This window comes from Tenacibaculum tangerinum, assembly GCF_029853675.1.
Lineage (GTDB): Bacteria > Bacteroidota > Bacteroidia > Flavobacteriales > Flavobacteriaceae > Polaribacter > Polaribacter tangerinum_A.
Genome location: NZ_CP122539.1, coordinates 2,308,913 through 2,335,118, shown reverse-complemented (window position 1 = coordinate 2,335,118; position 26,206 = coordinate 2,308,913). Strand labels below are relative to the sequence as shown.

The 26,206-nt window shown below is 33.7% G+C and carries 28 protein-coding genes, 3 tRNA genes and 3 pseudogenes; 26 read left to right on the top strand and 8 right to left on the bottom strand.

What is annotated here, in order from left to right; genetic code table 11:
* The first annotated feature begins 39 nt into the window (after nucleotides 1–39).
* The 3 genes and pseudogenes from P8625_RS10345 (at nucleotide 40) to P8625_RS16385 (ending at nucleotide 1,778) form a co-directional block, all read left to right on the top strand.
* Nucleotides 40–552 carry an acyl-CoA thioesterase gene (locus P8625_RS10345; RefSeq protein WP_279650376.1) on the top strand — a complete coding sequence of 171 codons (513 nt, stop codon included), beginning with the start codon at nucleotides 40–42 and terminating at the stop codon, nucleotides 550–552.
* A gap of 333 nt (nucleotides 553–885) precedes the next feature.
* Nucleotides 886–1,616, top strand: a pseudogene (locus P8625_RS10340) (IS982 family transposase); the annotation flags it as partial.
* A gap of 6 nt (nucleotides 1,617–1,622) precedes the next feature.
* A complete protein-coding gene (locus P8625_RS16385; RefSeq protein WP_407704776.1) occupies nucleotides 1,623–1,778 on the top strand; it encodes a hypothetical protein in 156 nt (51 codons plus the stop codon).
* A 149-nt stretch (nucleotides 1,779–1,927) separates the two neighbouring features.
* Here P8625_RS16385 and P8625_RS10335 read toward each other — a convergent pair whose 3' ends face one another.
* Nucleotides 1,928–2,479, bottom strand: a complete 552-nt coding sequence (locus P8625_RS10335) for a hypothetical protein (RefSeq protein ID WP_279650375.1) — start codon at nucleotides 2,477–2,479, stop codon at nucleotides 1,928–1,930.
* Between the two features lie 481 nt (nucleotides 2,480–2,960).
* Here P8625_RS10335 and moaA point away from each other — a divergent pair, with 481 nt between their 5' ends.
* The 6 genes from moaA (at nucleotide 2,961) to radA (ending at nucleotide 8,846) form a co-directional block, all read left to right on the top strand.
* Complete coding sequence (gene moaA / locus P8625_RS10330; RefSeq protein ID WP_279650374.1) at nucleotides 2,961–3,953, top strand: GTP 3',8-cyclase MoaA; 993 nt, start codon at nucleotides 2,961–2,963, stop codon at nucleotides 3,951–3,953.
* 131 nt (nucleotides 3,954–4,084) lie between these two features.
* Nucleotides 4,085–5,320, top strand: a complete 1,236-nt coding sequence (locus P8625_RS10325) for a molybdopterin molybdotransferase MoeA (protein ID WP_279650373.1) — start codon at nucleotides 4,085–4,087, stop codon at nucleotides 5,318–5,320.
* Between the two features lie 37 nt (nucleotides 5,321–5,357).
* Entirely contained in the window at nucleotides 5,358–5,714 is a 357-nt protein-coding gene (locus P8625_RS10320; RefSeq protein WP_279650372.1) for a four helix bundle protein, read from the top strand.
* Between the two features lie 40 nt (nucleotides 5,715–5,754).
* Nucleotides 5,755–6,231: a cyclic pyranopterin monophosphate synthase MoaC gene (gene moaC, locus P8625_RS10315; RefSeq protein WP_279650371.1), complete on the top strand. Its 477-nt coding sequence runs from the start codon at nucleotides 5,755–5,757 to the stop codon at nucleotides 6,229–6,231.
* Nucleotides 6,224–7,342: an NTP transferase domain-containing protein gene (locus P8625_RS10310; protein WP_279650370.1), complete on the top strand. Its 1,119-nt coding sequence runs from the start codon at nucleotides 6,224–6,226 to the stop codon at nucleotides 7,340–7,342. Before moaC ends, P8625_RS10310 begins: the two co-directional genes overlap by 8 nt.
* Nucleotides 7,343–7,484: 142 nt before the next feature.
* Nucleotides 7,485–8,846, top strand: coding sequence for a DNA repair protein RadA (gene radA, locus P8625_RS10305; RefSeq protein WP_279650369.1), 1,362 nt, complete (start codon nucleotides 7,485–7,487; stop codon nucleotides 8,844–8,846).
* 79 nt (nucleotides 8,847–8,925) lie between these two features.
* On the opposite strand, the gene P8625_RS10300 is transcribed toward radA, so the two are convergent.
* On the bottom strand, nucleotides 8,926–9,888 hold the full coding sequence (locus P8625_RS10300; RefSeq protein WP_279650368.1) for a sodium-dependent bicarbonate transport family permease: 963 nt from the start codon (nucleotides 9,886–9,888) through the stop codon (nucleotides 8,926–8,928).
* A gap of 139 nt (nucleotides 9,889–10,027) precedes the next feature.
* Here P8625_RS10300 and P8625_RS10295 point away from each other — a divergent pair, with 139 nt between their 5' ends.
* On the top strand, nucleotides 10,028–10,870 hold the full coding sequence (locus tag P8625_RS10295; RefSeq protein ID WP_322790477.1) for a LysR family transcriptional regulator: 843 nt from the start codon (nucleotides 10,028–10,030) through the stop codon (nucleotides 10,868–10,870).
* Nucleotides 10,871–10,968: 98 nt separating this feature from the next.
* On the opposite strand, the gene P8625_RS10290 is transcribed toward P8625_RS10295, so the two are convergent.
* Both P8625_RS10290 and P8625_RS10285 read right to left on the bottom strand, forming a co-directional pair.
* Nucleotides 10,969–13,149: a transglycosylase domain-containing protein gene (locus tag P8625_RS10290; RefSeq protein WP_279650367.1), complete on the bottom strand. Its 2,181-nt coding sequence runs from the start codon at nucleotides 13,147–13,149 to the stop codon at nucleotides 10,969–10,971.
* An 86-nt stretch (nucleotides 13,150–13,235) separates the two neighbouring features.
* Complete coding sequence (locus P8625_RS10285) at nucleotides 13,236–13,454, bottom strand: transposase (RefSeq protein WP_279650366.1); 219 nt, start codon at nucleotides 13,452–13,454, stop codon at nucleotides 13,236–13,238.
* Between the two features lie 404 nt (nucleotides 13,455–13,858).
* On the opposite strand from P8625_RS10285, the gene P8625_RS10280 reads away from it, so the two are divergent.
* Entirely contained in the window at nucleotides 13,859–14,341 is a 483-nt protein-coding gene (locus tag P8625_RS10280; protein ID WP_279650365.1) for a DUF4252 domain-containing protein, read from the top strand.
* A 131-nt stretch (nucleotides 14,342–14,472) separates the two neighbouring features.
* Here P8625_RS10280 and P8625_RS10275 read toward each other — a convergent pair whose 3' ends face one another.
* The gene (locus tag P8625_RS10275; protein ID WP_279650364.1) at nucleotides 14,473–14,820 is read right to left on the bottom strand and encodes an arsenate reductase family protein; all 348 of its coding nucleotides are present in this window, start codon (nucleotides 14,818–14,820) and stop codon (nucleotides 14,473–14,475) included.
* 63 nt (nucleotides 14,821–14,883) lie between these two features.
* Between P8625_RS10275 and P8625_RS10270 the strand changes: the two genes are divergently transcribed.
* The 7 genes and pseudogenes from P8625_RS10270 to P8625_RS16460 form a co-directional block, all read left to right on the top strand.
* Complete coding sequence (locus P8625_RS10270) at nucleotides 14,884–15,339, top strand: DinB family protein (protein ID WP_279650363.1); 456 nt, start codon at nucleotides 14,884–14,886, stop codon at nucleotides 15,337–15,339.
* Between the two features lie 5 nt (nucleotides 15,340–15,344).
* A complete protein-coding gene (locus P8625_RS10265) occupies nucleotides 15,345–16,538 on the top strand; it encodes a cystathionine gamma-synthase (protein WP_279652945.1) in 1,194 nt (397 codons plus the stop codon).
* A 380-nt stretch (nucleotides 16,539–16,918) separates the two neighbouring features.
* Nucleotides 16,919–17,350 carry an IS200/IS605 family transposase gene (gene tnpA, locus P8625_RS10260; RefSeq protein WP_279650362.1) on the top strand — a complete coding sequence of 144 codons (432 nt, stop codon included), beginning with the start codon at nucleotides 16,919–16,921 and terminating at the stop codon, nucleotides 17,348–17,350.
* A gap of 56 nt (nucleotides 17,351–17,406) precedes the next feature.
* Nucleotides 17,407–18,276, top strand: a pseudogene (locus P8625_RS16380) (IS3 family transposase); the annotation flags it as partial.
* 843 nt (nucleotides 18,277–19,119) lie between these two features.
* Nucleotides 19,120–19,497 (top strand): ISAon1 family transposase N-terminal region protein, encoded by a 378-nt coding sequence (locus tag P8625_RS10250; protein ID WP_279650360.1) that lies wholly within the window; start codon nucleotides 19,120–19,122, stop codon nucleotides 19,495–19,497.
* Nucleotides 19,487–20,062 carry an ISAon1 family transposase gene (locus P8625_RS16465; RefSeq protein WP_456129263.1) on the top strand — a complete coding sequence of 192 codons (576 nt, stop codon included), beginning with the start codon at nucleotides 19,487–19,489 and terminating at the stop codon, nucleotides 20,060–20,062. Before P8625_RS10250 ends, P8625_RS16465 begins: the two co-directional genes overlap by 11 nt.
* A gap of 66 nt (nucleotides 20,063–20,128) precedes the next feature.
* A pseudogene (locus P8625_RS16460) lies at nucleotides 20,129–20,473 on the top strand (transposase); the annotation flags it as partial.
* Nucleotides 20,474–20,574: 101 nt separating this feature from the next.
* Here P8625_RS16460 and P8625_RS10240 read toward each other — a convergent pair.
* The 3 genes from P8625_RS10240 to P8625_RS10230 form a co-directional block, all read right to left on the bottom strand.
* A tRNA-Leu gene (locus tag P8625_RS10240) sits at nucleotides 20,575–20,660 on the bottom strand.
* A 60-nt stretch (nucleotides 20,661–20,720) separates the two neighbouring features.
* Nucleotides 20,721–20,809: transfer RNA gene (locus P8625_RS10235), tRNA-Leu, on the bottom strand.
* Nucleotides 20,810–20,829: 20 nt separating this feature from the next.
* Nucleotides 20,830–20,904 (bottom strand) — tRNA-Gly (locus tag P8625_RS10230).
* 172 nt (nucleotides 20,905–21,076) lie between these two features.
* On the opposite strand from P8625_RS10230, the gene cyoE reads away from it, so the two are divergent.
* The 8 genes from cyoE (at nucleotide 21,077) to P8625_RS10190 (ending at nucleotide 26,071) form a co-directional block, all read left to right on the top strand.
* Nucleotides 21,077–21,979 (top strand): heme o synthase, encoded by a 903-nt coding sequence (gene cyoE / locus P8625_RS10225; RefSeq protein WP_279652944.1) that lies wholly within the window; start codon nucleotides 21,077–21,079, stop codon nucleotides 21,977–21,979.
* Entirely contained in the window at nucleotides 21,979–22,563 is a 585-nt protein-coding gene (locus P8625_RS10220) for a cytochrome c oxidase subunit 3 (protein WP_279650359.1), read from the top strand. Before cyoE ends, P8625_RS10220 begins: the two co-directional genes overlap by 1 nt.
* Nucleotides 22,564–22,619: 56 nt before the next feature.
* Complete coding sequence (locus P8625_RS10215) at nucleotides 22,620–23,603, top strand: cytochrome c oxidase subunit 3 (RefSeq protein ID WP_279650358.1); 984 nt, start codon at nucleotides 22,620–22,622, stop codon at nucleotides 23,601–23,603.
* Nucleotides 23,604–23,621: 18 nt separating this feature from the next.
* The gene (locus P8625_RS10210; RefSeq protein WP_279650357.1) at nucleotides 23,622–23,960 is read left to right on the top strand and encodes a cytochrome C oxidase subunit IV family protein; all 339 of its coding nucleotides are present in this window, start codon (nucleotides 23,622–23,624) and stop codon (nucleotides 23,958–23,960) included.
* A gap of 63 nt (nucleotides 23,961–24,023) precedes the next feature.
* Nucleotides 24,024–24,671 carry a hypothetical protein gene (locus P8625_RS10205; RefSeq protein ID WP_279650356.1) on the top strand — a complete coding sequence of 216 codons (648 nt, stop codon included), beginning with the start codon at nucleotides 24,024–24,026 and terminating at the stop codon, nucleotides 24,669–24,671.
* 13 nt (nucleotides 24,672–24,684) lie between these two features.
* Nucleotides 24,685–25,332 (top strand): SCO family protein, encoded by a 648-nt coding sequence (locus tag P8625_RS10200; RefSeq protein WP_279650355.1) that lies wholly within the window; start codon nucleotides 24,685–24,687, stop codon nucleotides 25,330–25,332.
* A 33-nt stretch (nucleotides 25,333–25,365) separates the two neighbouring features.
* Nucleotides 25,366–25,854 (top strand): DUF420 domain-containing protein, encoded by a 489-nt coding sequence (locus P8625_RS10195; RefSeq protein ID WP_279652943.1) that lies wholly within the window; start codon nucleotides 25,366–25,368, stop codon nucleotides 25,852–25,854.
* Nucleotides 25,847–26,071: a hypothetical protein gene (locus tag P8625_RS10190; RefSeq protein ID WP_279650354.1), complete on the top strand. Its 225-nt coding sequence runs from the start codon at nucleotides 25,847–25,849 to the stop codon at nucleotides 26,069–26,071. Before P8625_RS10195 ends, P8625_RS10190 begins: the two co-directional genes overlap by 8 nt.
* Nucleotides 26,072–26,206: the final 135 nt, after the last annotated feature.

The following is a 26,206-nucleotide window of genomic DNA, read 5'->3' as shown; positions in this document are numbered from 1 at the left end:
ATTTTTTTGTTGCCGTATCTTTGCGGCAAAATGTAATTGATGAGAGCAAAAAAGCCTAAAGAATCGTTAACGGTACTTACCGATTTAGTGTTACCTGGAGAAACCAATTATTTAGAAAATCTTTTTGGAGGAGAGCTATTAGCTCGTATGGATAGAGCTTGTAGTATTGCTGCACGCCGACATTCTAGAAGAATTGTGGTTACTGCTTCTGTAAACCATGTCGCTTTTACAAAATCGGTTCCTGTGGGAAGTGTTGTAACCTTAGAAGCGAAAGTATCACGTGCCTTTAAATCATCAATGGAAATTTATGTTGACGTTTGGATAGAAGACCGTCAATCGGGTGAAAAAACAAAAGTTAATGAAGGTATTTATACGTTTGTTGCCGTAGATGAAACAGGAAGACCTGTGCCAATTCCTCCAATTGAACCAGAAACAGAATTAGAAAAACAACGTTACGAAGCAGCCTTACGCAGAAAGCAATTGAGCTTGGTTTTAGCAGGTAAAATGGATCCTAGAGAAGCAATAGAGCTAAAATCTCTTTTTTTGGATTAAAAAAACTTACATTTCCTCTACATTTTTAGATTCTAGTCTTAACACAAGAGAATGGTAATAGTTTTCTTATCTCGATCTCCTTATAAATTCTTATTCTATAAAAAGGGTTAAATTTAAAAGCAGAAAAGGGTACACTATTCTGAGCTCTAAGCTTAAGCCTATAACTTGATGCAATCCTTTTCTGTTTTTATAGAATTTAAATAGAAATTCGGGGTTAAAAGCCTAATATTAACGTGAGTTCGGGATAAAAAAGTTTTTTAATTACACGAAAAAAAGCGAAAAATTTAGTAAATTAAAGTACTGATTTTTAATTGTATAACTAAATTTTCCACTATGATTTCTGATTTTAAAATTACTGAATTTTTCTGTTTAATTGATGATTTTTGTGCCGAAATTAATCAAGTTATTGATAAAAATGCTTTAGAAACCTGTTCAAAGATAGTTAGACGAAGAAAGCCTAAACTCACCCAAAGTGAAATAATCACAATTATGGTGCTTTTCCATTTTAGTGGTTTTAGGTGTTTTAAACACTTTTATATCGAATATGTTAGCAAACACTTGTCAAAAGAATTTCCAGATTTAGTTTCCTATAACCGATTTGTTGAATTGAAAAAGCGTTGTTCAGTGCCTATGATACTGTTTCTTCAAATGCACTGTTTAGGTCAATGTACAGGGATCTCCTTTTTAGATTCTACCACTATTAAAGTATGTCATTATAAAAGAGAAAAGCAGAACAAAGTTTTTAAAAACACCGCAAAAAAAGGGAAAGGAACCATGGGGTGGTTCTTTGGTTTTAAACTTCATATTATTATCAATGAAAAGGGCGATATCGTTGACTTTTTAATTACGCAAGGTAATATAGATGACAGGCAACCACTTAAAGATAAAGCCTTTCATAATCGTGTGTTCGGAAAAATATTTGCCGACAGAGGGTATGTAGGTAAAGAACTGTTTGAACAGCTTTTTGTAGATGGAATACATTTGGTTACAAAAATTAGAAAGAATATGAAAATACTCTTATGCATATCTATGATAAAATTATGCTTAGAAAAAGGGCTGTTATTGAAAGTGTGAATGATATTTTGAAAAACGTATGTCAAATAGAGCACACAAGACACAGAAGCTTCGATAATTTTATCTTAAATTTAGTCGCAGGGTTAATCGCTTATTCGTTTTATCCAACTAAACCTAATATCAATATCGATAACTTACAAAGAATAGGATAAACTATCCCGAACTCACGTTAATATTAAGGAGTTGAGTCCATTTTTAATCTATTTAAATTTTATACTAAAATTCTAGATAAAACCACAATTGGGTTTTAGTTTTTAACAAGACAAGCATTGAGGTTTTACTATTTTTTTTGCTAAAAAATTTAAAACTCGCAGAAATCCAACGTGAAATTTCCATTAATAGAGCTCCCTTTTTGTCCTTCAGCAATGATTTTACCAGTAATTGTATTGTCTTTAATTTCTATGATTTCCAGTGTACCGCAGGTAGCCAATTCTGCATCTGTATAATTGGTGTTCGTGTCTTTATCGTTAATAATTGCATTAAAATTTAAGGTATTTTCTAATGTACCCCCAATTTCAGCTGTATCAGAAAAAGTGATGGTTTGGGGTTTTAATTCCTTCAAACCAAATAGAATTTTAACTTCAATAAGTTCTTCATTAATGGGTTCAAAATCAGGAAAAAAACAAGATCCTCCTATGGGTTCTTGTATAAAAATTGCGCAATTATATTCTCCATTTGATAATTCTGTATACGTACCTCCTTTATTTATGTACTCGAATCCTTGTACATTGCCTTGCGCTTGTTGATTTACTACATCACCACAATTAGCCGAAGTAGTATCTTCATCCGAGCTACATGATAATACACTAGTTACTAAGATAAAACTTGCTATAATTCTCTTTACTGTTTTCATTATTTTTAATTTTTGGTTGATTTATGTATAATTTAATTTTTAATCTTCATTTCAAAATTTTAGCGATATTTCCGCATTGTCAATCTGCAAGTGTCGAGTTTCTTCAAGCAAAAAATTCAATATTTAGAACCCCCGCCCATAACTTCTTTATTTGAATTCAATTAGCATTCAACTATTAACTTCCAGTATATTTAAAATATCCATATAACGTCAAATAGAACTTTCAATGTACTCAAAAATTGATATGTTGAAATATATAATTAAGGAAGAAATCAATAGCAATTCTCTAACAAGCAACTTCCTTTTCTTTTCATGTTGCTAATATAAAACATTTTGTCGTTACTCTATACTAAAAAATAGCATGATCGTTTTTTTCCATGGCACCCCAAAAGACATTTCTTTCTTTCAAAGAATGATTTCCCTCTAAAAAACCATGATAAATGACAGAAAATACTACTGCATTAATCCGTACATTTGCGCTATGAGTAAACTCATTGATGCTTTTGGTAGACAAATTAGCTATGTTCGGTTAGCAGTAACCGACCGTTGTAACTTGCGTTGCCAGTATTGTATGCCCGCACAAGGGATTGACATTGTACCTCGCAAAGAGCTGCTTACCTACAAAGAAATGTACCGTATTGTTCGGGTGTTGACTGAATTAGGAGTCAACAAAGTCCGACTTACAGGTGGCGAACCTTTTGCCCGTAAAGATTTTATGTCGTTTTTAGAAATGCTGTCGTACAACGATTTACTTGACGCCATTAATATTACGACCAACGGAGCACTTGTTTCTAAACACATTAAAACGTTAGAAAAACTCAAAAAGGTAAAAACGATAAATTTAAGCATCGATAGTTTGCATGCCGATAAGTTTGCTAAAATTACCCGTCGTGATGTATTTCCCGAAGTGTACAAAACCTTTGAACTTTTAGAGAAGAGTTCGTTGAATCTAAAATTAAATGTGGTCGTGCAATCAGGTTTTAACACCGATGAAATTGTAGATTTTGTAGCCTTGACCAAAGAGAAAAATATTGCCGTTCGTTTTATTGAAGAAATGCCTTTTAACGGAAAAGGGCAGCGAAATACTGAAGAAGTATGGAATTATCAGAAAATTTTAAACGAAATACAGTCGAATTACACCATTGTACCATTAGCTTCAGAAAAATCTTCCACTTCTCGTAATTTTGCTTTGGAAGGTCATGTGGGAACCGTAGGAATAATTCCTGCTTTTACCCGTACTATATGCAACGATTGCAACCGAATTCGAGTTACCTCAACAGGAACGTTTAAAAACTGTTTGTTCGATGACGGTGTTTTTAATCTACGTGATTTTATTAGAAACGGCGCCAGTAATGAAGAGTTAAAAGCCTTGTTTTTATCACTGATTAAAGAAAAACCCGAAAATGGTTTTGTGGCAGAAGCCAACCGAAAACAAGGAAATGTTTCTGAAAGTATGAGTACCATCGGAGGGTGAGACAATGAGTTAATGAGACAATGATTTAATGAGATAATGAGGCAATGGGTTAATGGGGTTATGAGTTAGTGAGATAATTTAACAATATAACAATCAGACTTTTAAACGATTTAACAGTTACGCTTTAACATATGATTACTGTAAGAGAAGCCAAACAATTAATTTTAGAAAACACACAAGACTTCGGTGTTGAAGAAATTCCGTTTTTAGAATCGGTGGGAAGAATTTTGAAAGAAGATATCGTTGCCGATAGAGATTTTCCTCCCTTTAACCGAGTAGCCATGGATGGTATTGCGATAAACTACCGCTTTTTTGAATATGGTGTACGTGATTTTAAGATTGAAGGAATTCAGCCTGCGGGGGCACCTCAACAAACGCTTGACAATGCTGCCAACTGTTATGAAGTAATGACAGGCGCTGTATTACCTAACAATACCGATACCGTAATTCGCTATGAAGATGTTGCTATTAGTACGCTAGTAGCTACGCTTACTGTTGATGAAATTAAAGAAGGACAAAATATTCACCGTCAAGGTTCAGACAAAACCAAAGGAGAGGTTCTTATTAAAAAAAACACCATTATTTCTCCTGCGGAAATCGGCGTGTTGGCTACTGTTGGCAAAAGTACGGTGAAAGTTGCCAAACAACCCAAGGTAATGATTGTTTCTACAGGGGATGAATTGGTAGCTGTAGATGAAAATCCGTTAGACCATCAAATTAGAAGAAGTAATGTATATACGCTTGTTTCTTTATTGAATAACTTAAAAATTCCTGCAAAAACAGCGCATATCGCTGATGAAAAATCAGTTTTAAAAGATAAAATTGAATCTTACTTAAAAGAATATGACGTATTGCTATTCAGCGGTGCTGTAAGCAAAGGAAAATTCGATTTCTTACCTGAAGTGCTAGAGGAGTTAGGTGTAAAAAAACAGTTTCATAAAGTTGCTCAACGACCCGGAAAACCGTTTTGGTTTGGCATTACAGAAGATTTAAGTAACAATCATTCCGAAGATAAAACCAAAAAAAACGCAGTGGTGTTCGCTTTTCCTGGGAATCCTGTTTCAACCTTTGTAAACTGCTTGGTGTATTTTTATCCGTGGTATTATAACTCGGTAGGGGTACAACAAAAAGCACAAACAGCAGTACTCAAAGAAGAAATCACTTTTAAACCTAATCTAACTTGTTTTTTACAAGTAAAATTAACTTCTGAAAACGGACAATGGTTAGCAACACCCATAAAAGGAAATGGTTCTGGAGATTTGGCTAGTTTAACAGCAACTGATGGATTTATAGAACTCCCTAAAACTGAAGAAGTAGTATTTAAAAAAGGAAGTGTTTTTCCACTATTGATATATAGGAGTTTTTAATTATCAATGTTTAGTTTTAAATTCTTAATTTTAAGTTATGAAAAAGAGCCTTGTACAAGAAAAAAGTTTTCAGTTTTCACTTAAAATAATTACACTTTATAAAAAACTGTCTTCTGAAAACGAATACATAATTTCTAAACAGCTTCTAAGAAGTGGAACTTCAATTGGAGCCAATATAGAAGAGGCTTTAGGAGGGCAAAGTAAAAAAGACTTTATAGCTAAAATGTCTATCTCTTCAAAAGAAGCAAGAGAAACTAACTACTGGCTACGTTTATTAAAAGAAAGTGATTTAACAAATATTGATGTGACGGACATGCTTTCAGATATTCATGAATTGATTAGATTATTAACAGCAATTGTAAAAACCTCACAACAAAACCTAACTAAGAACTAAACACTAAACACTCAACATTAACAACTAAACACTAAACAAAGTGAGCAACTTTTCGCACATCAACGAGCAAAACCAACCTAAAATGGTTAATGTTTCTGATAAAAAAATCACCAAACGTACGGCTATTGCGAAAGCAACCATGTTTTTAGGTTCAGAAATTATCAGTCATTTTACGAACAGTGAGCTTATCACCAAAAAAGGACCTGTTTTTCAAACGGCCATTATTGCGGGGATTCAAGCTGTAAAAAAAACCTCAGATATCATACCGATGTGTCATCCTTTGTTAATCAACGGAGTAGCTATTGATATCAATATTATAGACAATGAGCATGTGGAGGTTTTTTGTGAGGTAACCATCGAAGGCAAAACAGGCGTAGAAATGGAAGCCCTTACAGGAGCATCTGCAACGTGCTTAACCATTTATGATATGTGTAAAGCTATCAGTCAAAAAATGATTATTAAAGAAGTAAAATTAGTAGAAAAAACAGGCGGAAAATCGGATATTAACAATGGATAAAAAACACACCAAACATACCAATCTAGTGAAAAAACACACGGATAATTTTGCTCCGAACGAAGTTGCTATTTTAGGAACAAAATGCGGAGTTATAGCCGACTTAGTGAACGACGTCTCAAAAAAATTATCACAGTATAACTTAGGGTATTTTGATGCTTCACACGCCAAAGATCTTCAGCAAAACACGTTGACTGAATACACCTTTCATCACGAAGGAAATTTACACATTAACACTACTTCTTCTATAAACAAATACGAACAACGTTTGCAGTTTTATAACCATGATTTGGTGTTTATTAACGGAAATCACTACCAAGGAGCTAAGCAAATACTGATTTTAGATGATGAAAAAGAAGCTTCTGTAAAAAAACGACTAGACCAATTGACTAACATTCAATTTGTGGTTAAATTGAGTGAAAACTCAAGATATTTTGATTGCTTGTTAGAACGCTTTCCAAACATAAAAAATAGTACTTCGTATACAATTAATGAAATTGATAAGATATCTAATCATATTCATCATCTTATTAAAGAAAACATTGCTCCAGTTAAAGGTTTGGTATTGATAGGCGGAAAAAGCACTCGAATGGGTACCGATAAATCGGAGTTAGATTATTTTGGAAAACCCCAAAAAGAACATGCGAAAGAATTATTAGAAAGCTGTTCTTTAGAAACGTATTATTCTGTTAGAGATTATTCGATTTCGCTCGAAACGACCCATGAAATTCCAGATACCTTTTTAAATTTAGGACCTTTTGGAGGCATTTGTACTGCTTTTCAAAAAGACCCGAATACCGCTTGGTTAGTCTTGGCGACCGATCTTCCTTTTGTAAATGAAGAACTTATTACATTATTGTTACAAAAAAGAAATCCGAGTAAGATTGCTACAGCCATTAAGGGAAGCAACAAAGATTTTCCCGAGCCTTTAATTGCCTTGTACGAACCTAAAGCCTACGGAAAATTATTGCAATACTTGGCACAAGGCTACTCATGCCCCAGAAAAATGCTCATTAATTCTGATGTTGAAATTGTTGAGGTTGAAGATGATTTGATTAGAAATATCAATACTCCTAAAGATTTTAAAGAAGCAAAAAGAGAACTCAACTCATAAAAAATAAAGGTTCTATACCAAGAAGATTTATTTTTTTGTTAACACAGCCTGCCATTTGGTGGGCTGTTTTTAATTGCTGATACCTAAACAAAACTTTGTAACTTTCCAACTTTTAAACTCTGTATACTTTCAAACTCAAAAAATGGCAAAAACCAAAACAACTTTTTTCTGTCAAAACTGTGGCGCACAACACGCACAGTGGGTAGGACAATGTGGCTCATGTAAACAATGGAATACGATTGTGGAAGAAGTCATTCAAAAAGAAGAAAAAAGGAACTGGAAATCACCATCGAACTCCCCAAAAAGAGTAGCAAAACCACTTAGAGTTGAAGAAATTCAACTGAATCCAGAAGAACGTTTTGGTACTCAAAATCAAGAATTAGATACCGTTTTAGGTGGTGGATTGGTCAAAGGAGCGGTGGTGTTGTTAGGTGGAGAACCAGGTATTGGTAAATCTACATTGTTATTACAAATTGCCTTACAAATTCCGCAGAAAGTATTGTACGTTTCTGGGGAAGAAAGTCAGTCGCAAATAAAAATGCGAGCAGAACGTTTGAATGGAACCAACTCCAACTGCTTAATTTTAACGGAGACCAATACCCAGCAGATTTTCAAAAATATTGAAGAAGTACAACCCGAGGTATTGGTAATTGATTCTATTCAAACCTTGCATACCAACACCATTGAAGCTTCGCCAGGAAGTATTTCACAAATACGAGAAACTTCCGCAGAATTGATAAAATTTGCCAAAGAAACTGCGACTCCTGTATTGTTAATCGGACATATTAATAAGGAAGGACATATTGCAGGTCCCAAGATTTTAGAACATATGGTCGATGTGGTATTGCAATTTGAAGGAGACCGAAATCATACCTATCGAATTCTACGTTCACAAAAAAACCGTTTTGGATCCACTGCCGAATTAGGAATCTACGAAATGTTATCGGACGGATTGCGAGAGGTCTCAAATCCTTCTGAAATATTAATCTCAAAAAAAGATGCCGATTTAAGCGGAACAGCCATTGCATCTACATTAGAAGGTATTCGTCCGTTAATGATTGAGATTCAGGCTTTGGTTTCAACAGCCGTCTACGGAACACCCCAACGAACCACCACAGGCTATAATCTAAAACGCCTACATATGATTTTAGCCGTACTAGAAAAACGAGCGGGATTCAAACTAGGAGCAAAAGATGTGTTTTTAAATGTTACAGGTGGAATTTATGTAGACGACCCTGCAATAGATTTAGCCGTGGTGGCAGCCATTTTATCGTCAAATCAAGATTTGGCAATTAGCCCCGATGTGTGTTTTGCTGCAGAGGTTGGTTTAGCGGGTGAGATTCGTCCTGTATCTAAAATAGACCAACGTATTACAGAAGCTGAAAAACTAGGCTATACAACCTTTGTAACATCAAAATATAATAAAATTACCAGTAAAAATCATTCGATAAAACTAATTTTAGTGAGTAAAATTGAAGAGGCTTTTGCTACACTATTCGCCTAGTTGTTACTGTAAAAAAGTATAACCACAATTATCAATTACGGTTATACAAAGCTTGGTTTAGCAATTTACTAAATTAACACTACAAATTTTGAATTATATACATATACAGTGGCATACCCAAAGTAATGTTAAAGGGAAACGTTATTGCTAAAGCCATGGGTAAATACAAACTAGGGTTTGCCTTGGGAGCTGCTATACGCATCGCTGCGGGTACGGCGATGTAAGATGCACTGGCTGCTAGTATGGCAAGTAAAAATCGATCTCCTACGGTGGTTAGAAAAAGACCCGATATTTTGGCAATCAACACCCCATTAATTATGGGTATTACAATGGCAAACAACAAGGCAAACCATCCTTTGTTGAGTAATGTTTTAATTTTTTTACCACTCGTAATTCCCATATCTAGCAAGAATACAGCTAAAAATCCTTTAAAGATATCGGTAGTAAAAGGCTTTATCCCTTCAGCTTGTGCATCACTAGCAATAAATCCAATTACTAAACTGCCTAAAATAAGGAGTACACTTCCGTTGGTTATGGCATGTTTAACAAGAGCAAACAATTCTTTACTAGAATGGTTACCATTAGAATATATGCGTATTAAAAGTACTCCAATAATAATGGAAGGAGCCTCCATCAAAGCCATGACAGCAACCATATGCCCTCCAAACTCAATTTGTTTCATTTCTAAAAAACTGACTGCAGTTACAAAAGTTACCGCACTAACCGAACCATAAGCGGCAGCTATGGCTCCTGAATTTTCTACATTGAATTTTAGGCGAAGTATGTAAAAAGTATATAAAGGAACTACAAGTGCTAGGACTAAACCAGCGATTACGGCATAGATAATATCTGCACTGTACACACTGTGTGCTAATTCTTGTCCGCCCTTAAAACCAATCGCGAGTAAGAGGTACAGTGAGATAAACTTAGAAGAGTTTTTCGGAATTTCGAGATCACTTTTTAATTGAGATGCCAAGATACCAAGTACAAAAAATAAGAGTGCAGGATTGGTAAGATTGTCAAATAATAAGTTTAAATCCATAAAATTAATTTAGTAAAGAATTATCTATACTTTTCACCATATAAAATATCATGGCTACAATATTTTTGCAGTGCAAATATGCAACGAGTTGTTCATATATTTTTATTTATATTTGTTATGTACAACATAAAAAGTGTTTATGAAATATACACTGCATCAACTTCAAGTATTTGTAGAAATTGTTAATAAAAGGAGTATTACCAGAGCTTCTGAATCTTTATTCCTTACGCAACCAGCGGTATCTATTCAATTAAAAAAATTTCAAGAACAATTTCCTATTCCGTTAACAGAAGTTGTGGGAAGAAAGTTGTACGTAACTGCTTTTGGAGAAGAAATAGCGCAAGCAGCACGAGTTATATTGGATGAGGTTGAGGCAATAGAGTACAAGACGAATCGTTACCAAGGAAAACTTGCAGGGAAACTTTCAATTGCAGTGGTTTCTACAGGAAAGTATGTAATGCCGTATTATCTTTCAGACTTTGTGAATGCACATCCTGGAATTGAGTTTTCAATTGACGTAACCAATAAGCTAAAAGTAGTAGAAGATTTAGAAGAAAATAAGGTAGATTTTGCCTTGGTTTCAGTATTGCCAGATCATCTTTCTTTAGAAAGATTACCGCTTATACAAAATAGTTTGTACTTAGTTGGAGGAACGGAAAGAGAACGAGAACGTAAAGGAGCAAAAGAACTCATATTTAAAGAACAACCGTTGCTTTATAGAGAACGAGGTTCAGCTACACGAAATTCTATGGAAGCTTTTATTCAGGGTAGAAATTTACCTGTGACTAAAAAAATAGAACTCACTTCTAACGAAGCATTAAAACAGGCAGTAATTGCAGGTTTAGGATATTCTATTATGCCCATGATTGGAATTAGAAACGCTGTAGAAAAAGGAGAAATTACAGTTATTCCCTATAAAGGGTTGCCAATAATGACACAATGGAATTTGGTATGGCTGAAAAAAAGAATTTATCTCCAGTAGCCAAAGCTTTTATAGAGAACTTAAAAATGAATAAAGAAAAAATTAAAGAAAAGTATTTTCATTGGGTAGATTAATGAAAATAGTAATTATAAATGATATTATTTCTTCTTCCCAAAAAGTCGATTGAAAAAGCCTTTAATTCCCTTTTCTCTATAAGGAGCGCAGTCGATTTTGGAAGAAATCTCTTCAGGAATGTCGAATGGAGTTAGGTATTGTTCATTTAATTCAGGGTTATTTTCAATCTCTTTAAGAATGTTTGCTACAATAGGTAATGCTAAAGAAGAACCTGAACCCTTTCCGCTCGTAAAATGGACATCGTTTTTGGAAGTTCCAACCCAAGTTCCAAGTACGATATTCGGAGTATATGCCATAAACCAAGCATTGGTATAATTTTGAGCAGTACCCGTTTTGCCTGCTAGCGGACTCTTAATGTTATAGGTGTTTCTGATACTATTTCCTGTTCCTTGTTCCACCGCTTGTTGTAAAATGGTCGTTAGGGTTTGCGTACTTTCTTTGGTAAATATTTGTTCAGCTTTTTGTGGGATTTCTTCATAAATAATGTTTCCTTCCTTATCGGTAATTTTCTGAATCATGTATACATCTTTCATTTCTCCTTTATTTGCAAATGCACCGTAGGCTCTAGTCGCTTCTAACAACGATACATCTAAGGTTCCTAAAGCAATTGAAGGAGCATCGTCTGTGATTTCTGGGAACTGCAATTTTTTACACGTGTCAATCAACCATTCTTTTTCTAGTTTAAAATACAAATTTACACTAGGAATGTTCATCGATTGAATCAAGGCATACCAGAGAGCAACTTTTTTATCGGGAGTGGAGCTGTGGTCGGCATTTTGTGGTTTCCAGTTTTCGTATTTGGGATATGTTTTTTCTTCATTTTCAAAATAATCACAAGGAGAAATGCCATTTTCTAAAGCCGTTGCATACAAAAATGGTTTAAAAGCTGAGGCTATCTGGCGGTGTGATAATACCATATCAAAAGGAAGCGTGTTAAAATTATTACCGCCCACCCAACTGATCACCGCTCCATTTTTCGGATTCGTAATCAAAACAGCGGCATTCAACATTTTATCATAATACCAAAGACTGTCAATTTTGTTACCAGTAATGGTTTTTGTGCTGTCCCAGTCGAACAGTTGCATAGTTCTCTTATGTTTATCGTTTTCTGTAAACTGTTTCTTATGTAACCATTTATTTTTTAACTTGTTCGATGCCAATTCCTTGTCTAATTGTTGTTGCTTGATGATAAGCTGTTTTTTTACAGCTTTTTCTGCAATTTGTTGCATATCGTAATTCAGCGTCGTATAAATTTTTAAACCATCGGTTTCTAAATTGTAATTACTGTTTGAAGTTTCATTAACAGTTTTTATAAGCTCCATGGCTTTTTTCTTTACCTGATAGGTAAAATAACCGGCTGTTGCATTTGAATTTAGGTTGTTGTAGTGAAGAACAATAGGAAGTTTTTGTAGACTGTTTGTATCTTCATTACTTAAATACGTTTCGCTATTCATCAGTTGAAGAACCGTATTGCGACGTTTTTTAGCATTCTCTGGATGCAATCTCGGATTGTAATAGGTATTGGCTTTTAACATTCCGACAAGTACTGCCGATTCTTCGATGTTTAGTTCGTTTACAGATTTGTTAAAAAACCGATTGGCGGCGGATTCTACGCCAAAAACATTTTCTCCAAAAGGCACTGAATTCAAATATAACAACAAGATTTCATCTTTACTGTACACCTTTTCTATGCGACTAGCAATGATGAGTTCTTTAATTTTATTAATAGGCAAACTTAAAAACCCATGATATTGCCTTCCGTAGAGGTTTTTAATCAATTGTTGGGTAATGGTACTTCCACCACCTCCAGATGCATCTTGTAATAACAAACTTCTAAAAAAAACCCGTGCATAGCTCTGGCCATCGTAACCGTTGTGAGAATAAAAACGTTTGTCTTCTGTAGCAATTAGCGCTTCTTTTAAATGAGTAGGAATTTGTGACAGTTTAACATTGGTTCTATTCTCAGCAAATAGTTTCCCAATAATCACCTCATCTGATGAATAGATTAATGAAGCCTCCTCACTGATGATGGATGTCAACTCTTCTTTATTGGGTAGTTTACCAAACACTTCAAAATACACTAAAGAAAATAAAAGTATTACTGAAACAACTCCAAAAAGAAGCAATATTACTATAGATTTCAATAAAAGACGTAAGGTCTTTTTCTCTTTAAGTTGTAATAGTTTTTCTTTTATTGTTTCCATCGTACTACAAAACGAAGGTTGGTCGGTAAAATTGTAAGAAAGGTTATAATGTTGTTAGGGTAGGTTTTTACTATCCAATTGCAAAGTTATTTTGTAAATATTTTGGTGTGATTTTTTAATGTAAATAACTTGATTTCGTCATTGACCGGTTTTGCAAGAACTCTTTTATCAGTACTATAGCATCTGCACCAGATATATTCTACATTTTTCATATTCTTTCTCGCTTTTACTCCTATACCATATTTAAATAGTAGTTCTAATAGTGCTTTAGAGATGTAATCTTTATCTCTAAAGAACCACTTCATAGTAGATTTTTTTCAGCGATACCCTTAAGGCATTATACTGTTTTTCTCGTTTGATTTGGCAAACCCGAAATAAGGCAGTATCTGATATGTTACCTTTTTTATTGCGCCTTTTTTGATATGTTACCTTTTTTATTGCGCCTTTTTTGATATGTTACCTTTTTTATTGCGCCTTTTTATAGATAAATCTTCCAAAATTAGACAATTTTCTATTTCTGCAGTAAACTTTTTGCGAAAATCGTCCAATTCTACAGAGAATTCAAAAACTCTATTTCCAAATGTAATTAGTGTTTAACCAACAGAAAAGTCAATATGAAACAATTTTTTACCCGTTATTCAGTTAATTTTAAGTTTTATGTTTGTAACAAAAAAAAATTGGTGTCGTCTTTATTTAAAACACTAGTATTATGAAACGAATTACAACCATCTTTTGCTTATTTTTTGTGTTAAGTTCTTTTGCTCAAAATGAAAATTTTAAAACATTTTATCAATCGAATAAAGATAAGGCAGAGGTCTCTTTAAATATCCCTAGTTTTTTTGCCAATATGTTTATTTCAGATGAAGATACTGATGAATTTGGGGTTTTCTTGAAGAAATCTAAAAATTATAAAATCATGGTCTTCAATAACAATACGACTTCAGTAGAACAAGACTTTAAAAAATTTGTACGAAGAAATCAATTAAAAACTTTAGTAAAAGTAAAGGATGGTAAAGAAAGAGTTACGGTATATTTTAGACAAACAAAAGACCGTATCAAAGAAATTATTGTCAACGTTCACGACAACAGTGACGAGTTGGTATTGTTAGGAATAAAAACCAACCTTACCATGGATGAATTATCAGCAATTGTAGAAGCATCTACAAAAAACAACAATGTTGCTGCCAATTAACAAATTATTTTATTAATTGAATATGCTATAGCGTAGTCGTGTTCCCTGAGCGTAGTCGAAGGGAAACACAAGAAAAGAAAATAGAATGTATCAAAAACTCCGATATTTTACAGTCGGAGTTGTATTGTTATTTAACTAATAAGTGCCTTTAAATTTTCTACTACTTTTTTACTGTTTCCGATAAAAATTTGGTCGCCAACGATAAAAACAGGGCGTTTTAAAAACGTATATTCATCTAAAATATAGTGTTTGTAATCAGTTTCTGTTAAATTTTGATTCTTTAAATCCATTTCTCGATATAGCTTAGCACGCTTGTTGAATAAGCTTTCGTAGCTATCTGTTAATGTACGCATTTCCTCTAATTGCGCCACGGTAATCGGATGGGTTTTTATTTCTTGCTTTTCAAATCCGTCAAGATTTACCTCTTTTAAAATTCTACGGCAGGTATCACAAGTTTGTAAAAAATAAACTTTCTTCATTGATGGAAATTTTATGGTGTTGGTTAAATAGGTATCTTTGAAGTAGCTAAAATAAGTAGAAAAATGAATACACAGTTTGAGGTTTTAAAAAAATCAAGAGACTTAGTTTTAAAAAGAATAGAAGGCTTATCACTCGAACAATTGCACGTCATTCCAGAAGGATTCAATAATAATATTGCTTGGAATGTTGCGCACTTGGTGGTTACACAACAACTATTACACTATGCCTTATCTGGATTGGATTGCTTAGTACCTGATGACTTAGTAGAAGGATACAGAAAAGGAACTTTTCCAACTAAAAAATTTACCGAAGAGGAATTTGAAGAAGTAAAAGAATTACTCATCGGATTACCCGATACTTTAGAGGAAGATTTTGAAGCAGGAATTTTTAAAGAATATCAAAAATACGAAACCAGTACAGGTTTTGTACTAGACTCTATTGAAAGTGCTATTGCCTTTAACAATTTACACGAAGGAATGCACTTAGGCATTATCATGAGCATGTGTAAATTGGTTTAAGTCTCATAAATGAATGTTGTTTTAAAAAAAGCAACAACAAAATGCAACAGATGAAGTTCAACACGAAAACCATACACGGAGGGCAACAACCAGAAGAAGCTACGGGCGCAGTAATGCCTCCGATATTTCAAACCTCCACCTATGCACAGTCTAGTCCAGGTGTTAACAAAGGATATGCGTATTCACGTGCAGCGAATCCAACACGTACAGCATTAGAAAATGCGTTTGCTGCTCTTGAAAATGGAACACACGGATTTGCCTTTTCATCAGGTTTATCAGCTATCGATTGTGTATTACGTACCTTGAACTCAGGTGACGAGATTATTGCAGGAGATGATATTTATGGAGGAACCTATCGCCTATTTACCCAATTGTTTGAAAAATACGGATTGACATTTCAGTATGTTGATATGAATGAAGTTGCGAAGGTAACTGATGCAGTTTCTGAAAACACCAAACTCATCTGGATAGAAACACCTACCAATCCGCTCATGAAAATTGCAGATATAGAGGAAATCACCAAAGCTGTAAAAAAGGCTAAGCCTGATGTTGTGGTGGCGGTTGATAATACCTTTGCGACACCCTATTTACAACGCCCGTTAGATCTAGGAGTTGATATTGTAATGCATTCGGCAACCAAATATTTAGGCGGGCATTCCGATTTGGTAATGGGAGCTTTGATAACCAAAAATGCGGAGTTAGCACAACAATTACATTTTATTCAGTTTGCTGCGGGTGCGATTGCAGGACCTATGGATTCGTTTTTAGCACTTCGTGGCGTAAAGACCTTGCATTTACGTATGCAGCGACATTGCGAAAACGGAAAAGCAGTTGCTGAATATTTAGTAAAGCATCCAAAAGTAGCAGAGGTGTTTTATCCAGGATTAGAGAGTCATCCAAATCATGAAATCGCCAAAAAGCAAATGGATGCTTTTGGAGGTATGGTTTCTTTTCGATTGAAAGATGAAAGCAAACAAGCGGCGTTGACTTTTTTAGAAAACACCAACATTTTTACCTTGGCTGAATCGCTAGGTGGAGTAGAAAGTTTGGTAAGCCACCCTGTAACGATGACTCACGCATCCATTCCAGAAAAAGAGCGTTTAAAAATAGGAATTACCGACTCATTAATCCGACTGAGTGTTGGCGTAGAAGATATTGAAGATTTATTGGACGATTTAGCGCAGGCTCTTTCAAAGTAGTTCATACCTAAATAATTGTGAGTTCGTGATGCCATAGCGTTGATTTTAATATTTTCATTGCTAAAACCCATTTAAAAGCGCCATTCCGAACGAATAGAGGAATCTCATGTTCGTAGTATTGATATCTCTCATCTCTTATACTTCTCGTTATCGACATGACACGCTATTAATTTTTAGGTAATTCAATTTGATATTTTATCGGGTCAATGACAATTTATGGGGATTGACTATTTTAGGAGTTTAAATAAGTTCAATACATATAGAATTATTAGGAGCTGTCCTCCCCCAAGATTTGATAGTTTATTGGTCTCAAAAATAGTTAAAACTATGCACTTTAGTGGATTTCGCTTTAGCTTCTAAAAATACTTACCTTTGTTTTTATGTCAGAACAAAGGGTAAATGGACACACGGTTTCTCGTTTAACCGTGCACATAGTTTGGAGCACGAAATACCGTTATTCAGTTTTACAAGGAGATATTCAGAAGGATTGTCGAAAAATTCTGATACAGATTTGCGATGCAGAAGGGATTAATATATTGAAAGGTGTTGTTAGCAAAGACCATGTTCATATGCACATAGAGTATTGCCCTTCCCAAAACATCAGCACTATAGTAAAAAAGTTAAAGGGTCGTAGTTCACGAAAGCTTCATGAAAAATTTCCAGAATTGAGGAAGCGTTATTGGGGCAGGCATTTTTGGGCAATAGGTTTTGGATGTTGGAGTACAGGTAATATCACCGATAAAATGGTAAATGAATATTTGGAGTATCATCGAAAATCTACAAATGATAATGACAATTTCATATTAGAGTGATTGCGTACAACCGACTTTAGTCGGGAAGAAACCTATGGCACTTTAGTCCATAGTGGTTTATTTTAGTAAATAAGGCATTATATTCGGTTGAGAAGATGTGTAAATGTGTGAAAGTAAGCAGGAATTCTTATTATAATTGGTTTTCTAATAAAGAGAATCTCAATGAGAAATTGGTGTATTTAAAAGAGCGAATTCAATATCTTTTTCAACAAAGTCGTTGTGCTTATAGTAGCACCCGAGTTCAAAAGAAATTACAATCAGAAGGCTTGGTTTATCGTATTTCCTACATTGGTAGATTAATGCGGCAAATGGGATTAAAAAGTATTTTAAAGCGGAAATTTGTTATAACTATCCAATCAAAACACGATAATCCAGTAGCTAAAAATATACTTAATAGAGATTTTACAAGTACTCAAATAGGTCCAAAATGGGTATTTGACATTACTTATATCCCATTAGGTCAACGTTAGAACTACTTAACAACCATTATCGATTTAGCAGATCATAAAGTAGTGGGTTGGACTTTGAGTGAAGATATGACCACAGAAAACACCGTGTATCCAACTTGGATTAAAGCTCGAAATACACGTGCTATTGAAAACAATCTTATTTTTAATTCCGATAAAGGAGTCCAATACACCTCTAATAAAATAGTTCGACTATTAAATATCAATACAAAAGTAATACAAAGTATGAGTAGAAAAGGTAATTGTTGGTATAATGCATTAGCAGAATCCTTTTTTAAAACTATTAAATATGAATACCTAAATCAATATCAATTTGAAAACCATCTACATCTTTATCAGTGTATCGAAAGATATATATTGTGGTATAATACAGAAAGAATACATTCAGCTTTAGGATATATGACTCCTTTGGAAATGGAAAGAAAATTAACAGAATATAAATATAAACAAGTGGCTTAGAAAAATTGTACCAAATTTAGTAGTCCATTGTGGATACATAAGATAATCTTCACAATGTGGCTTTTGTTTCCAACTATCAAATCCGCTTACTTGTTTCTTGTAATGCCGTTGTAAAGTCCGGGGATAAATACCATAATAACTTGCTATATTACTTATCTTATCTTATCGGGTCTCTACCTGTAGCTTTTAAAAAAAGCAGAAAGTTCTGCCGTTAATTTACAGCTTTCTGCAATGAATGAATAGTCATTTTTAACTTCTATCTTTTTAGTCTTCTTATCTCGCCAAAGTCTTGTCTTTATATGAAGATAAACTGCTTTACCGCATACAGGAAAGTCTTAAATTTGTTTACTGCTAACAAATCCTTTAGATTCATAATCAAGCTTTGAGTAAACTTGGGGTAGAATATTCTTCTCTTCTAAGTAGATGTAAAAAGCATCCCTTTTAACTGAAATATCTTCTAATTTTTCAAAGGATATAATATCAAAATAAACTAGCAAATCTTGGGGGAGGACAGATTCTAATAATTCTATATGTATTGAACTTATTTAAACTCCTAAAATAGTCAATCCTCATAAATTGTCGTTGACCCGAGACTTCGCTCAATGATTCGAAAAGAATCAAATCCTAAAAATGTTTTACGATTACAATCGCTAATTCATATAAAAGAAGGAATTTTCAAAAAATAATCGGATTTAGCAAGTCATCTAGGCTATAGTGTTCGGAGTATTGAGCTATGGTTAAAAGCTTATAAAGAAAAAGGTATTAAGGCTATACTACTTAGTTCAAAGCTTAGAAAAGCTAAAAATGGGTCAATCTCAAAAGTTGTGGGCGAATTGATATTTAATGTTGATTTTTGCAAAAAATAATTTAGATCCCTACATCGACCTACTGAAAGGTTTATTACCAGAAATACTAATTACACACTTTGATATTATAAAGCACCAAACCATTAATGATAGTCTTCATTTGTATTTTGAAGAGAAAAAAGGTATTCCTGAAGAATTTTCTAAGGATATGGTTATTTCTCATGGTTTTTATAAAGAAATTATAGTGGAGGATTTTCCATTGAGAGGCAAAACAGTATTACTTCATATCAAACGAAGAAGATGGCTTAATAAAACCACTCAAAAAGTGATTTATAGAGATTGGAATCTAGTAGCACATGGAACTCGTATGACTATTGAGTTTGCTGCTTTTTTAAAAGCAATTAATCAGTACTAAAGCCAATGGTTATCATACCATAGCTAGCTTTTATGGACTCAATGGCAAAAAGCTACAACGACAGTTTAAAGATTATTTAAGTGATTTTAAAAAATGGAAAGAAAAATCACAAGCTAAAGATTGGTTACTGTTTTCTGAAAATATAGGAAAGCAACTTTCCATTGATGAATTCGCTTTATCGAAAGGAGAGTTATATACCATTGGTACTAATAAGAAAGCAAAAGGTGAAGCAGGGAGTATTGTCGCTATCATTGCTGGAACTAAAACTGAACAAGTTATCGACAAGCTATTTAAAATTCCTAGTTCTAAACGAAATAAGGTAAAAGAAATCACCTTAGATATGGCTAATACAATCAAGCTAATTGTTAAAAAATGCTTTCCTAAAGCAACTCAAGTTACCGATAGGTTTCATGTACAAAAATTAGCCTTAGACGCTTTACAAGATATTCGTATAAAACATCGTTGGGAAGCTATAGATAAAGAAAATAACGATATAAGAGAGGCTAAAAACAAGAACAAAGTATATACCAATGAAACTTTTACTAATGGAGATACTTTAAAGTAATTATTAGCTAGAAGTCGTTATCTATTATACAAATCCAAAGCAGACTGGACTCAAAATCAGAAACAAAGAGCCAAAATATTATTTGAGAATTATCCAGATATTAAAAAAGCATATGGAATATGTCAAAAACTTAGGAATCTTTTTAACAACAAAACTATCTCTAAAGAAATAGCATATACAAAATTAGCCCATTGGTTTAAGGAAGTAGAAGAATCTGGATTTTAAGCTTTTAATATTGTAGCAAACTCGATATCTCTAAATTATCAATCTATACTGAATTATTTTGACAATAGAAATACAAACGCATTTGCAGGATCTTTTAATGCCAAAATAAAAGCCTTTAGAGCACAATTTAGAGGCTTCAGAAATGTAGAGTTCTTTCTTTACAGATTAATACAAATTTTCGCATAAACACAACTTTTAGGAATGATCCATGATCCGGTCTCTACACTATAATGTTTAAGAAAAGTTTAAAACAAAAAAAAACCTTAACAAAAAATGCTAAGGCTTTGTACTGAAGGCGGGACTTGAACCCGCACGGGCATTACGGCCCATTGGATTTTAAGTCCAACGTGTCTACCAATTCCACCACTTCAGCGTATGCTTTTTTAAATGACTATTGTTAAAATGAAACCTCACTCATACAAGTGAGGTTTCTTGGTACTGAAGGCGGGACTTGAACCCGCACGAGCATTACGGCTCATTGGATTTTAAGTCCAACGTGTCTACCAATTCCACCACTTCAGCATACTCTTTTAAAAAAAGGTTGGAGCGAAAGACGGGATTTGAACCCGCGACCCTCACCTTGGCAAGGTGATGCTCTACCCCTGAGCTACTTTCGCGTAGTCATTTTCTATGTTAATGAACGCACATTACTGCGAATGCGGGTGCAAATATAACATCATTTTTTGAATTACAAAGCGGTTTTTAACTTTTTTCGCTCTCAATTCCACTAAAAATATATGGTTGTTCAATAAGAATAAAATATCTTTGCAAAAATTTTTAAATAAAGAAGTGAATTCTGTTTCGTCGGTACATACTGAATCTTCCGTAAAATCAATCTATAAAGACTTTAAACAACTTACTAAAGTAGGGTTGTCAATTAGTGTAGTTTTTACTTCTATTACAGGGTATTTATTAGGAGCAGAAACGATAGACTATACAACCGTATTGCTGTTAGCCTTAGGAGGCTATTTAATGGTTGGAGCTTCCAATGCATTCAATCAAGTGATAGAAAAAGATATTGATGCCGTTATGCAACGAACCAAAAACCGACCGTTGCCATCAGGAAGAATGTCTACTACAACCGCTTTAATAATTGCCACTATTTTTACGATTGCAGGTATTGCTATTTTATATGTAATCAATCCGAAGTGTGCCTTATTTGGAGCGATTTCAATTTTTTTATACACGAGTGCTTACACGCCGTTAAAAGCAGTAACACCACTAGCCGTTTTTGTAGGAGCCATTCCAGGAGCCATTCCTTTTATGTTAGGATGGGTCGCAGCAACGGGAAAATTTGGGATAGAAGCAGGGTTTTTATTCATGATTCAGTTTTTTTGGCAATTCCCACACTTTTGGGCTATCGGGTGGTTACAGTTTGAAGAATACAACAAAGCAGGACTGCACATGCTTCCGATGGATAAAAAAGATAAAGGAGCGGTGGTGCAAATTATCTTTTATACCTGTATTATGATATTAATGTCGATTGCACCAGTACTTAAAGTAACAGGAGATTTATACATCTATCCCTTAACAGCAGTGATTATCTTTTTACTAGGGATGCTTATGTTGTATTATGCCATACAACTATATAAAACAGAAAAAAATACCGATGCTCGTAAATTAATGCTAATGAGTGTTTTTTATATTACAATTGTACCCATACTATATGTGGTAGATAAATTTTTACACTAATGAGTGAACAATCAATACAAAGAGAATTACAAGTAGCAAAACGCAAGTCGGCAAAACCCATGTTATGGGTTTCTATGATTAGTATGGTAATGTTTTTTGCAGGCTTAACCAGTGCTTATGTAGTAAGTATGAATCGTGAAGATTGGGTTACCTTCGATTTACCGCAAGCATTTTATGTGAGTACAGTATTAATCGTATTGAGTAGTGTTACGCTATTTTTATCACAAAAGCTGCTAAAAAAAGATAATATACAAGCGTCTTTTATTTTTTTACTACTAACTTTAGTGTTAGGTTTAGGCTTTGTATGGTATCAATACGTAGGTTTTAATGAGCTAAAAGCTATAGGTCTTTATTTTACAGGACCAGATAGTACCGTGTCAACATCCTTTATCATAGGAATAACATTTATGCACGTTTTACACCTAATTGCAGGGATTATAGTGCTTTTAGTCGTTATTTATAATCATTTTAAAAAGAAGTATTCATCAACCGATATGCTTGGGTTTGAACTCGGTGCAATCTTTTGGCACTTCGTTGATGTACTGTGGATTTATCTATTTTTCTTTTTCTATTTTATTAGATGATGAAAAATGCGTAATTTTGGCGCACTGATTTAACAAAAATTAACAATAAGATATTTATGGAAGCAAATATTGCTGTAAATTCTGACAACAAAGAAACCTGGAGCGGAGGTGGAGTAAGACCATTCGGCGCTAGTTATGGTAAAATGATGATGTGGTTTTTCATCGTATCAGATGCATTAACTTTTTCTGGCTTTTTAGCAGCGTACGGTTTAACGCGTTTTAAGTTTATCGATACTTGGCCAATTGCTGATGAAGTATTTACACACTTTCCGGGATTACATGGTGTTCATGCGCCAATGTATTATGTAGCATTAATGACATTTATTTTAATTGTATCATCGGTAACGATGGTGTTAGCAGTAGATGCAGGTCATAAAATGCAACAAAAAAAGGTAGCATGGTATATGTTTGCAACTATTATCTTCGGTATGATTTTCGTTGGATCACAAGCATGGGAGTGGAAAAACTTTATCAACGGTTCTTATGGGGCTGTTAAAACCACCGATAACCACATTTTACAATTCGTAAAAGACGGTCACCAAATTGCTTTGGCAGATTTTGTTCACAACGAAAGAAAAGACGAAAGAGTACAACATTCTAGAACCAACGGATTGTGGTTTGAAAGTGAACCTACTATTTCTACCTATTCTGTCGCACAGGTGCAAGAAGCGTTTAAAGCAGATCCATCGTTATTGATCAGAACAGAGCAGTTAAATCCAGAAACCAAGCAAAAAATAATTTTATCAAGAGAAGAAAGTTTAGCGCAATTAGCAAAAGCGAACATGGTAGTAGAAGGCGCAAACTTGCACGTAAATGAATACGGTAACCCAATTTTTGCAGATTTCTTTTTCTTTATTACAGGTTTCCACGGATTTCACGTATTTTCAGGAATTATTATCAATATCATTATATTTTTCAATGTAGTATTAGGTACCTATGAGCGTAGAGGACACTATGAAATGGTTGAAAAAGTAGGATTGTATTGGCACTTTGTAGATTTAGTTTGGGTATTTGTATTTACCTTTTTCTACTTGGTATAATTTATTAAAAAAGAAAAAATGGCACACGCACACGAATCAAATACAAAAAGAATCTGGATTGTTTTAGCAATCTTAACAGTAGTAACAACGGTAGAAGTTGCTTTAGGTATTATAAAACCAGCGTTCTTACACTTACACGGATGGGGTACCAGTTGGTTAAACTGGATATTTATTATCTTAACTATTGTAAAAGCCTATTACATTGCTTGGGCTTTCATGCACTTAGAAGGTGAGAAAAAATGGTTTAGACGTGCTATTGTTTGGACAGCAGTATTTCTAATCTGTTATTTGGTAACACTCGTATTAATTGAAGGTGATTACTTACACGATACATTAGCACCATTAGTAAAATGGTAATCAAATAAAACAAAATAAAAAGGTGGTGTTATAACCACCTTTTTTTATATAATTAATCATAAAATGAATAAAACAAAAAAATATATAGTGCTTATCGCACTTTTTATAGTACCACTATTGTTTTACATATTTTTATCTTTAGGAATCAATAACTTTGCGAAGCTACCAGCGCTTACTCAAAATGTGATAGATATAGCATCTGTTAGCAAGAAACATCAATTTGAAAATAAAATATCAATTGTAACGTTTATAGGAAGCAATATAAAAGAGTCAAAAGGAGAGCTATTTAATTTAAACGAAAAAATATACAAACCATTTTATGGGTTTAAAAACTATCAATTAATAGTCATAGCATCTAAAGATATAGAAGAAGACGTTCAAAAACTTGAAAAAGAAATAGGAGCCTATACAAATATGATAAAATGGAATTTTGTGTATGCAAACGATACAGAAATAAAAGTTTTGTACGATAGTTTCAAAACAAATGAACCGTTAGATAGTATGTTGCACTCATCAAAAGCGTTTATCATTGACAAGAAGTTGAACTTACGAGGACGCACCGATGACGAAGATAGCGCCGATGGCAAATTATTTGGGTACAATATGAAATCGGTAGCAGAACTCAAGAATAAGATGAAAGACGATGTGAAAGTAGTATTGGCAGAGTATCGTTTAGCACTAAAAAAGAACAATGCAGATAGAGAAATTTAAGATGTATTGAATTATGAAAAAACAAAACTATTCATATATAGGTATCTCATTCATTGTGTTGCTTTTCGGTATTTATGCAATCCCAAAGATTGTGGCACATTTTAAAACAGCAAATTTGCACAAATTTGAAAAAGTTCCAGCATTTGAATTTATTAATCAAAATGGTGAAACCATTACCAATAAAGATTACGAAGGAAAAGTATATGTGGTAGAATTCTTTTTTGCTACATGCCCAACAATTTGTCCGTTAATGAACGAACAAATGGTTATCCTTCAAAATGAATTTATGGGAAATCCTAACTTCGGAATTGCCTCGTTTTCAATTACTCCAGAAATAGATACACCAGCACAATTAAAAGAATATGCTAAAAAGCATGGTATTAACCATAAAAACTGGCATTTATTAACAGGAAAACCAGAAGATGTTGTATATGACTTATCGAATGAAGGCTTTAAATTATATGCAGGAAAAGGAGAAGTAAGTCATGGTGGATTTGAACATTCAGGCTTATTTGCTTTGGTCGATAAAGACGGATATATTCGCTCTCGTTACGATGAACACGGAAATCCAATAATGTATTATCGCGCTTTAGATGAACATAATTTCGGAAATCAAATCAGTGAGTTAAAAGAAGATATTAAGTTATTATTGAAAGAATAATATGAGTACAAAAGAAAAAAATATAAAAGGTTCATTACTATAGTTTCTATTGTAATACCCGTTGCTGTAGCCGCTTTATTCGGAATTAGAATTCCGAATGTAGAACCCTTATCTTTTTTACCACCCATTTATGCCAGTATAAACGCCTTAACAGCTGTACTATTAGTAGCATCTGTAGTAGCAATTAAAAACGGAAAAAGAAAGGCACACGAACAACTAAACACTACAGCCATTATTTGTTCTGCATTGTTCTTAGTTATGTATGTGGCGTATCACATGACTTCAGATTCTACTCCTTTCGGAGGAGAAGGAGTGTTGAGATATGTGTATTTCTTTATTTTAATAACACATATCTTATTATCAATTGTAATTATTCCATTGGTGTTAATTACGTTTATGAGAGCCCGCTTAGGAAATTTTCCTGAACACAAAAAAATAGCGAAAATAACATTCCCATTGTGGTTGTATGTTGCGGTAACAGGAGTGGTTGTATATATAATGATAGCACCGTATTATGTATAAAAAAAGTATTTTTTTAATCGTTTTGTTTTTTTCTTTAAAAGCATCCTCACAATGTGCGATGTGTAAAGCTGTGGTAGAAGGAGGAAATGAAACCATTGCAGAGGGAGTTAATAATGGAATTACCTATTTAATGGTGTTTCCCTATATATTAGTAGCCCTGCTTTTTTATTTTATTTACCGTCATAGAAAAAGCACAAAAAAGAGCATTGATAATTAACTATCTTTTTTTGTAACATATTTTGCCTAGAACCGTCATATAGTAGCAATCAACATAAACTATCGATGTTTTCGTAGCATTGAAGCTTGGTTGTCAGCTTTTTCTAATGTACAGAAAAATGCATGTATTAAAATA

Excerpts from the sequence above, each read along its gene's own strand:
- P8625_RS10290 (WP_279650367.1), bottom strand. The coding sequence starts at position 13,149 with ATGGAAACAATAAAAGAAAAACTATTACAACTTAAAGAGAAAAAGACC.
- P8625_RS10310 (WP_279650370.1), top strand. The coding sequence starts at position 6,224 with ATGGATAAAAAACACACCAAACATACCAATCTAGTGAAAAAACACACG.
- P8625_RS10210 (WP_279650357.1), top strand. The coding sequence starts at position 23,622 with ATGGCACACGCACACGAATCAAATACAAAAAGAATCTGGATTGTTTTA.
- P8625_RS10345 (WP_279650376.1), top strand. The coding sequence starts at position 40 with ATGAGAGCAAAAAAGCCTAAAGAATCGTTAACGGTACTTACCGATTTA.
- P8625_RS10270 (WP_279650363.1), top strand. The coding sequence starts at position 14,884 with ATGAATACACAGTTTGAGGTTTTAAAAAAATCAAGAGACTTAGTTTTA.
- tnpA (WP_279650362.1), top strand. The coding sequence starts at position 16,919 with ATGTCAGAACAAAGGGTAAATGGACACACGGTTTCTCGTTTAACCGTG.
- P8625_RS10335 (WP_279650375.1), bottom strand. The coding sequence starts at position 2,479 with ATGAAAACAGTAAAGAGAATTATAGCAAGTTTTATCTTAGTAACTAGT.
- P8625_RS10200 (WP_279650355.1), top strand. The coding sequence starts at position 24,685 with ATGAAAAAACAAAACTATTCATATATAGGTATCTCATTCATTGTGTTG.
- P8625_RS10320 (WP_279650372.1), top strand. The coding sequence starts at position 5,358 with ATGAAAAAGAGCCTTGTACAAGAAAAAAGTTTTCAGTTTTCACTTAAA.
- P8625_RS10300 (WP_279650368.1), bottom strand. The coding sequence starts at position 9,888 with ATGGATTTAAACTTATTATTTGACAATCTTACCAATCCTGCACTCTTA.
- P8625_RS10285 (WP_279650366.1), bottom strand. The coding sequence starts at position 13,454 with ATGAAGTGGTTCTTTAGAGATAAAGATTACATCTCTAAAGCACTATTA.
- radA (WP_279650369.1), top strand. The coding sequence starts at position 7,485 with ATGGCAAAAACCAAAACAACTTTTTTCTGTCAAAACTGTGGCGCACAA.
- P8625_RS10190 (WP_279650354.1), top strand. The coding sequence starts at position 25,847 with ATGTATAAAAAAAGTATTTTTTTAATCGTTTTGTTTTTTTCTTTAAAA.
- P8625_RS10220 (WP_279650359.1), top strand. The coding sequence starts at position 21,979 with ATGAGTGAACAATCAATACAAAGAGAATTACAAGTAGCAAAACGCAAG.
- P8625_RS10215 (WP_279650358.1), top strand. The coding sequence starts at position 22,620 with ATGGAAGCAAATATTGCTGTAAATTCTGACAACAAAGAAACCTGGAGC.
- P8625_RS10295 (WP_322790477.1), top strand. The coding sequence starts at position 10,028 with ATGAAATATACACTGCATCAACTTCAAGTATTTGTAGAAATTGTTAAT.
- P8625_RS10280 (WP_279650365.1), top strand. The coding sequence starts at position 13,859 with ATGAAACGAATTACAACCATCTTTTGCTTATTTTTTGTGTTAAGTTCT.
- P8625_RS10205 (WP_279650356.1), top strand. The coding sequence starts at position 24,024 with ATGAATAAAACAAAAAAATATATAGTGCTTATCGCACTTTTTATAGTA.
- P8625_RS10250 (WP_279650360.1), top strand. The coding sequence starts at position 19,120 with ATGTTGATTTTTGCAAAAAATAATTTAGATCCCTACATCGACCTACTG.
- P8625_RS10275 (WP_279650364.1), bottom strand. The coding sequence starts at position 14,820 with ATGAAGAAAGTTTATTTTTTACAAACTTGTGATACCTGCCGTAGAATT.
- moaA (WP_279650374.1), top strand. The coding sequence starts at position 2,961 with ATGAGTAAACTCATTGATGCTTTTGGTAGACAAATTAGCTATGTTCGG.
- P8625_RS10325 (WP_279650373.1), top strand. The coding sequence starts at position 4,085 with ATGATTACTGTAAGAGAAGCCAAACAATTAATTTTAGAAAACACACAA.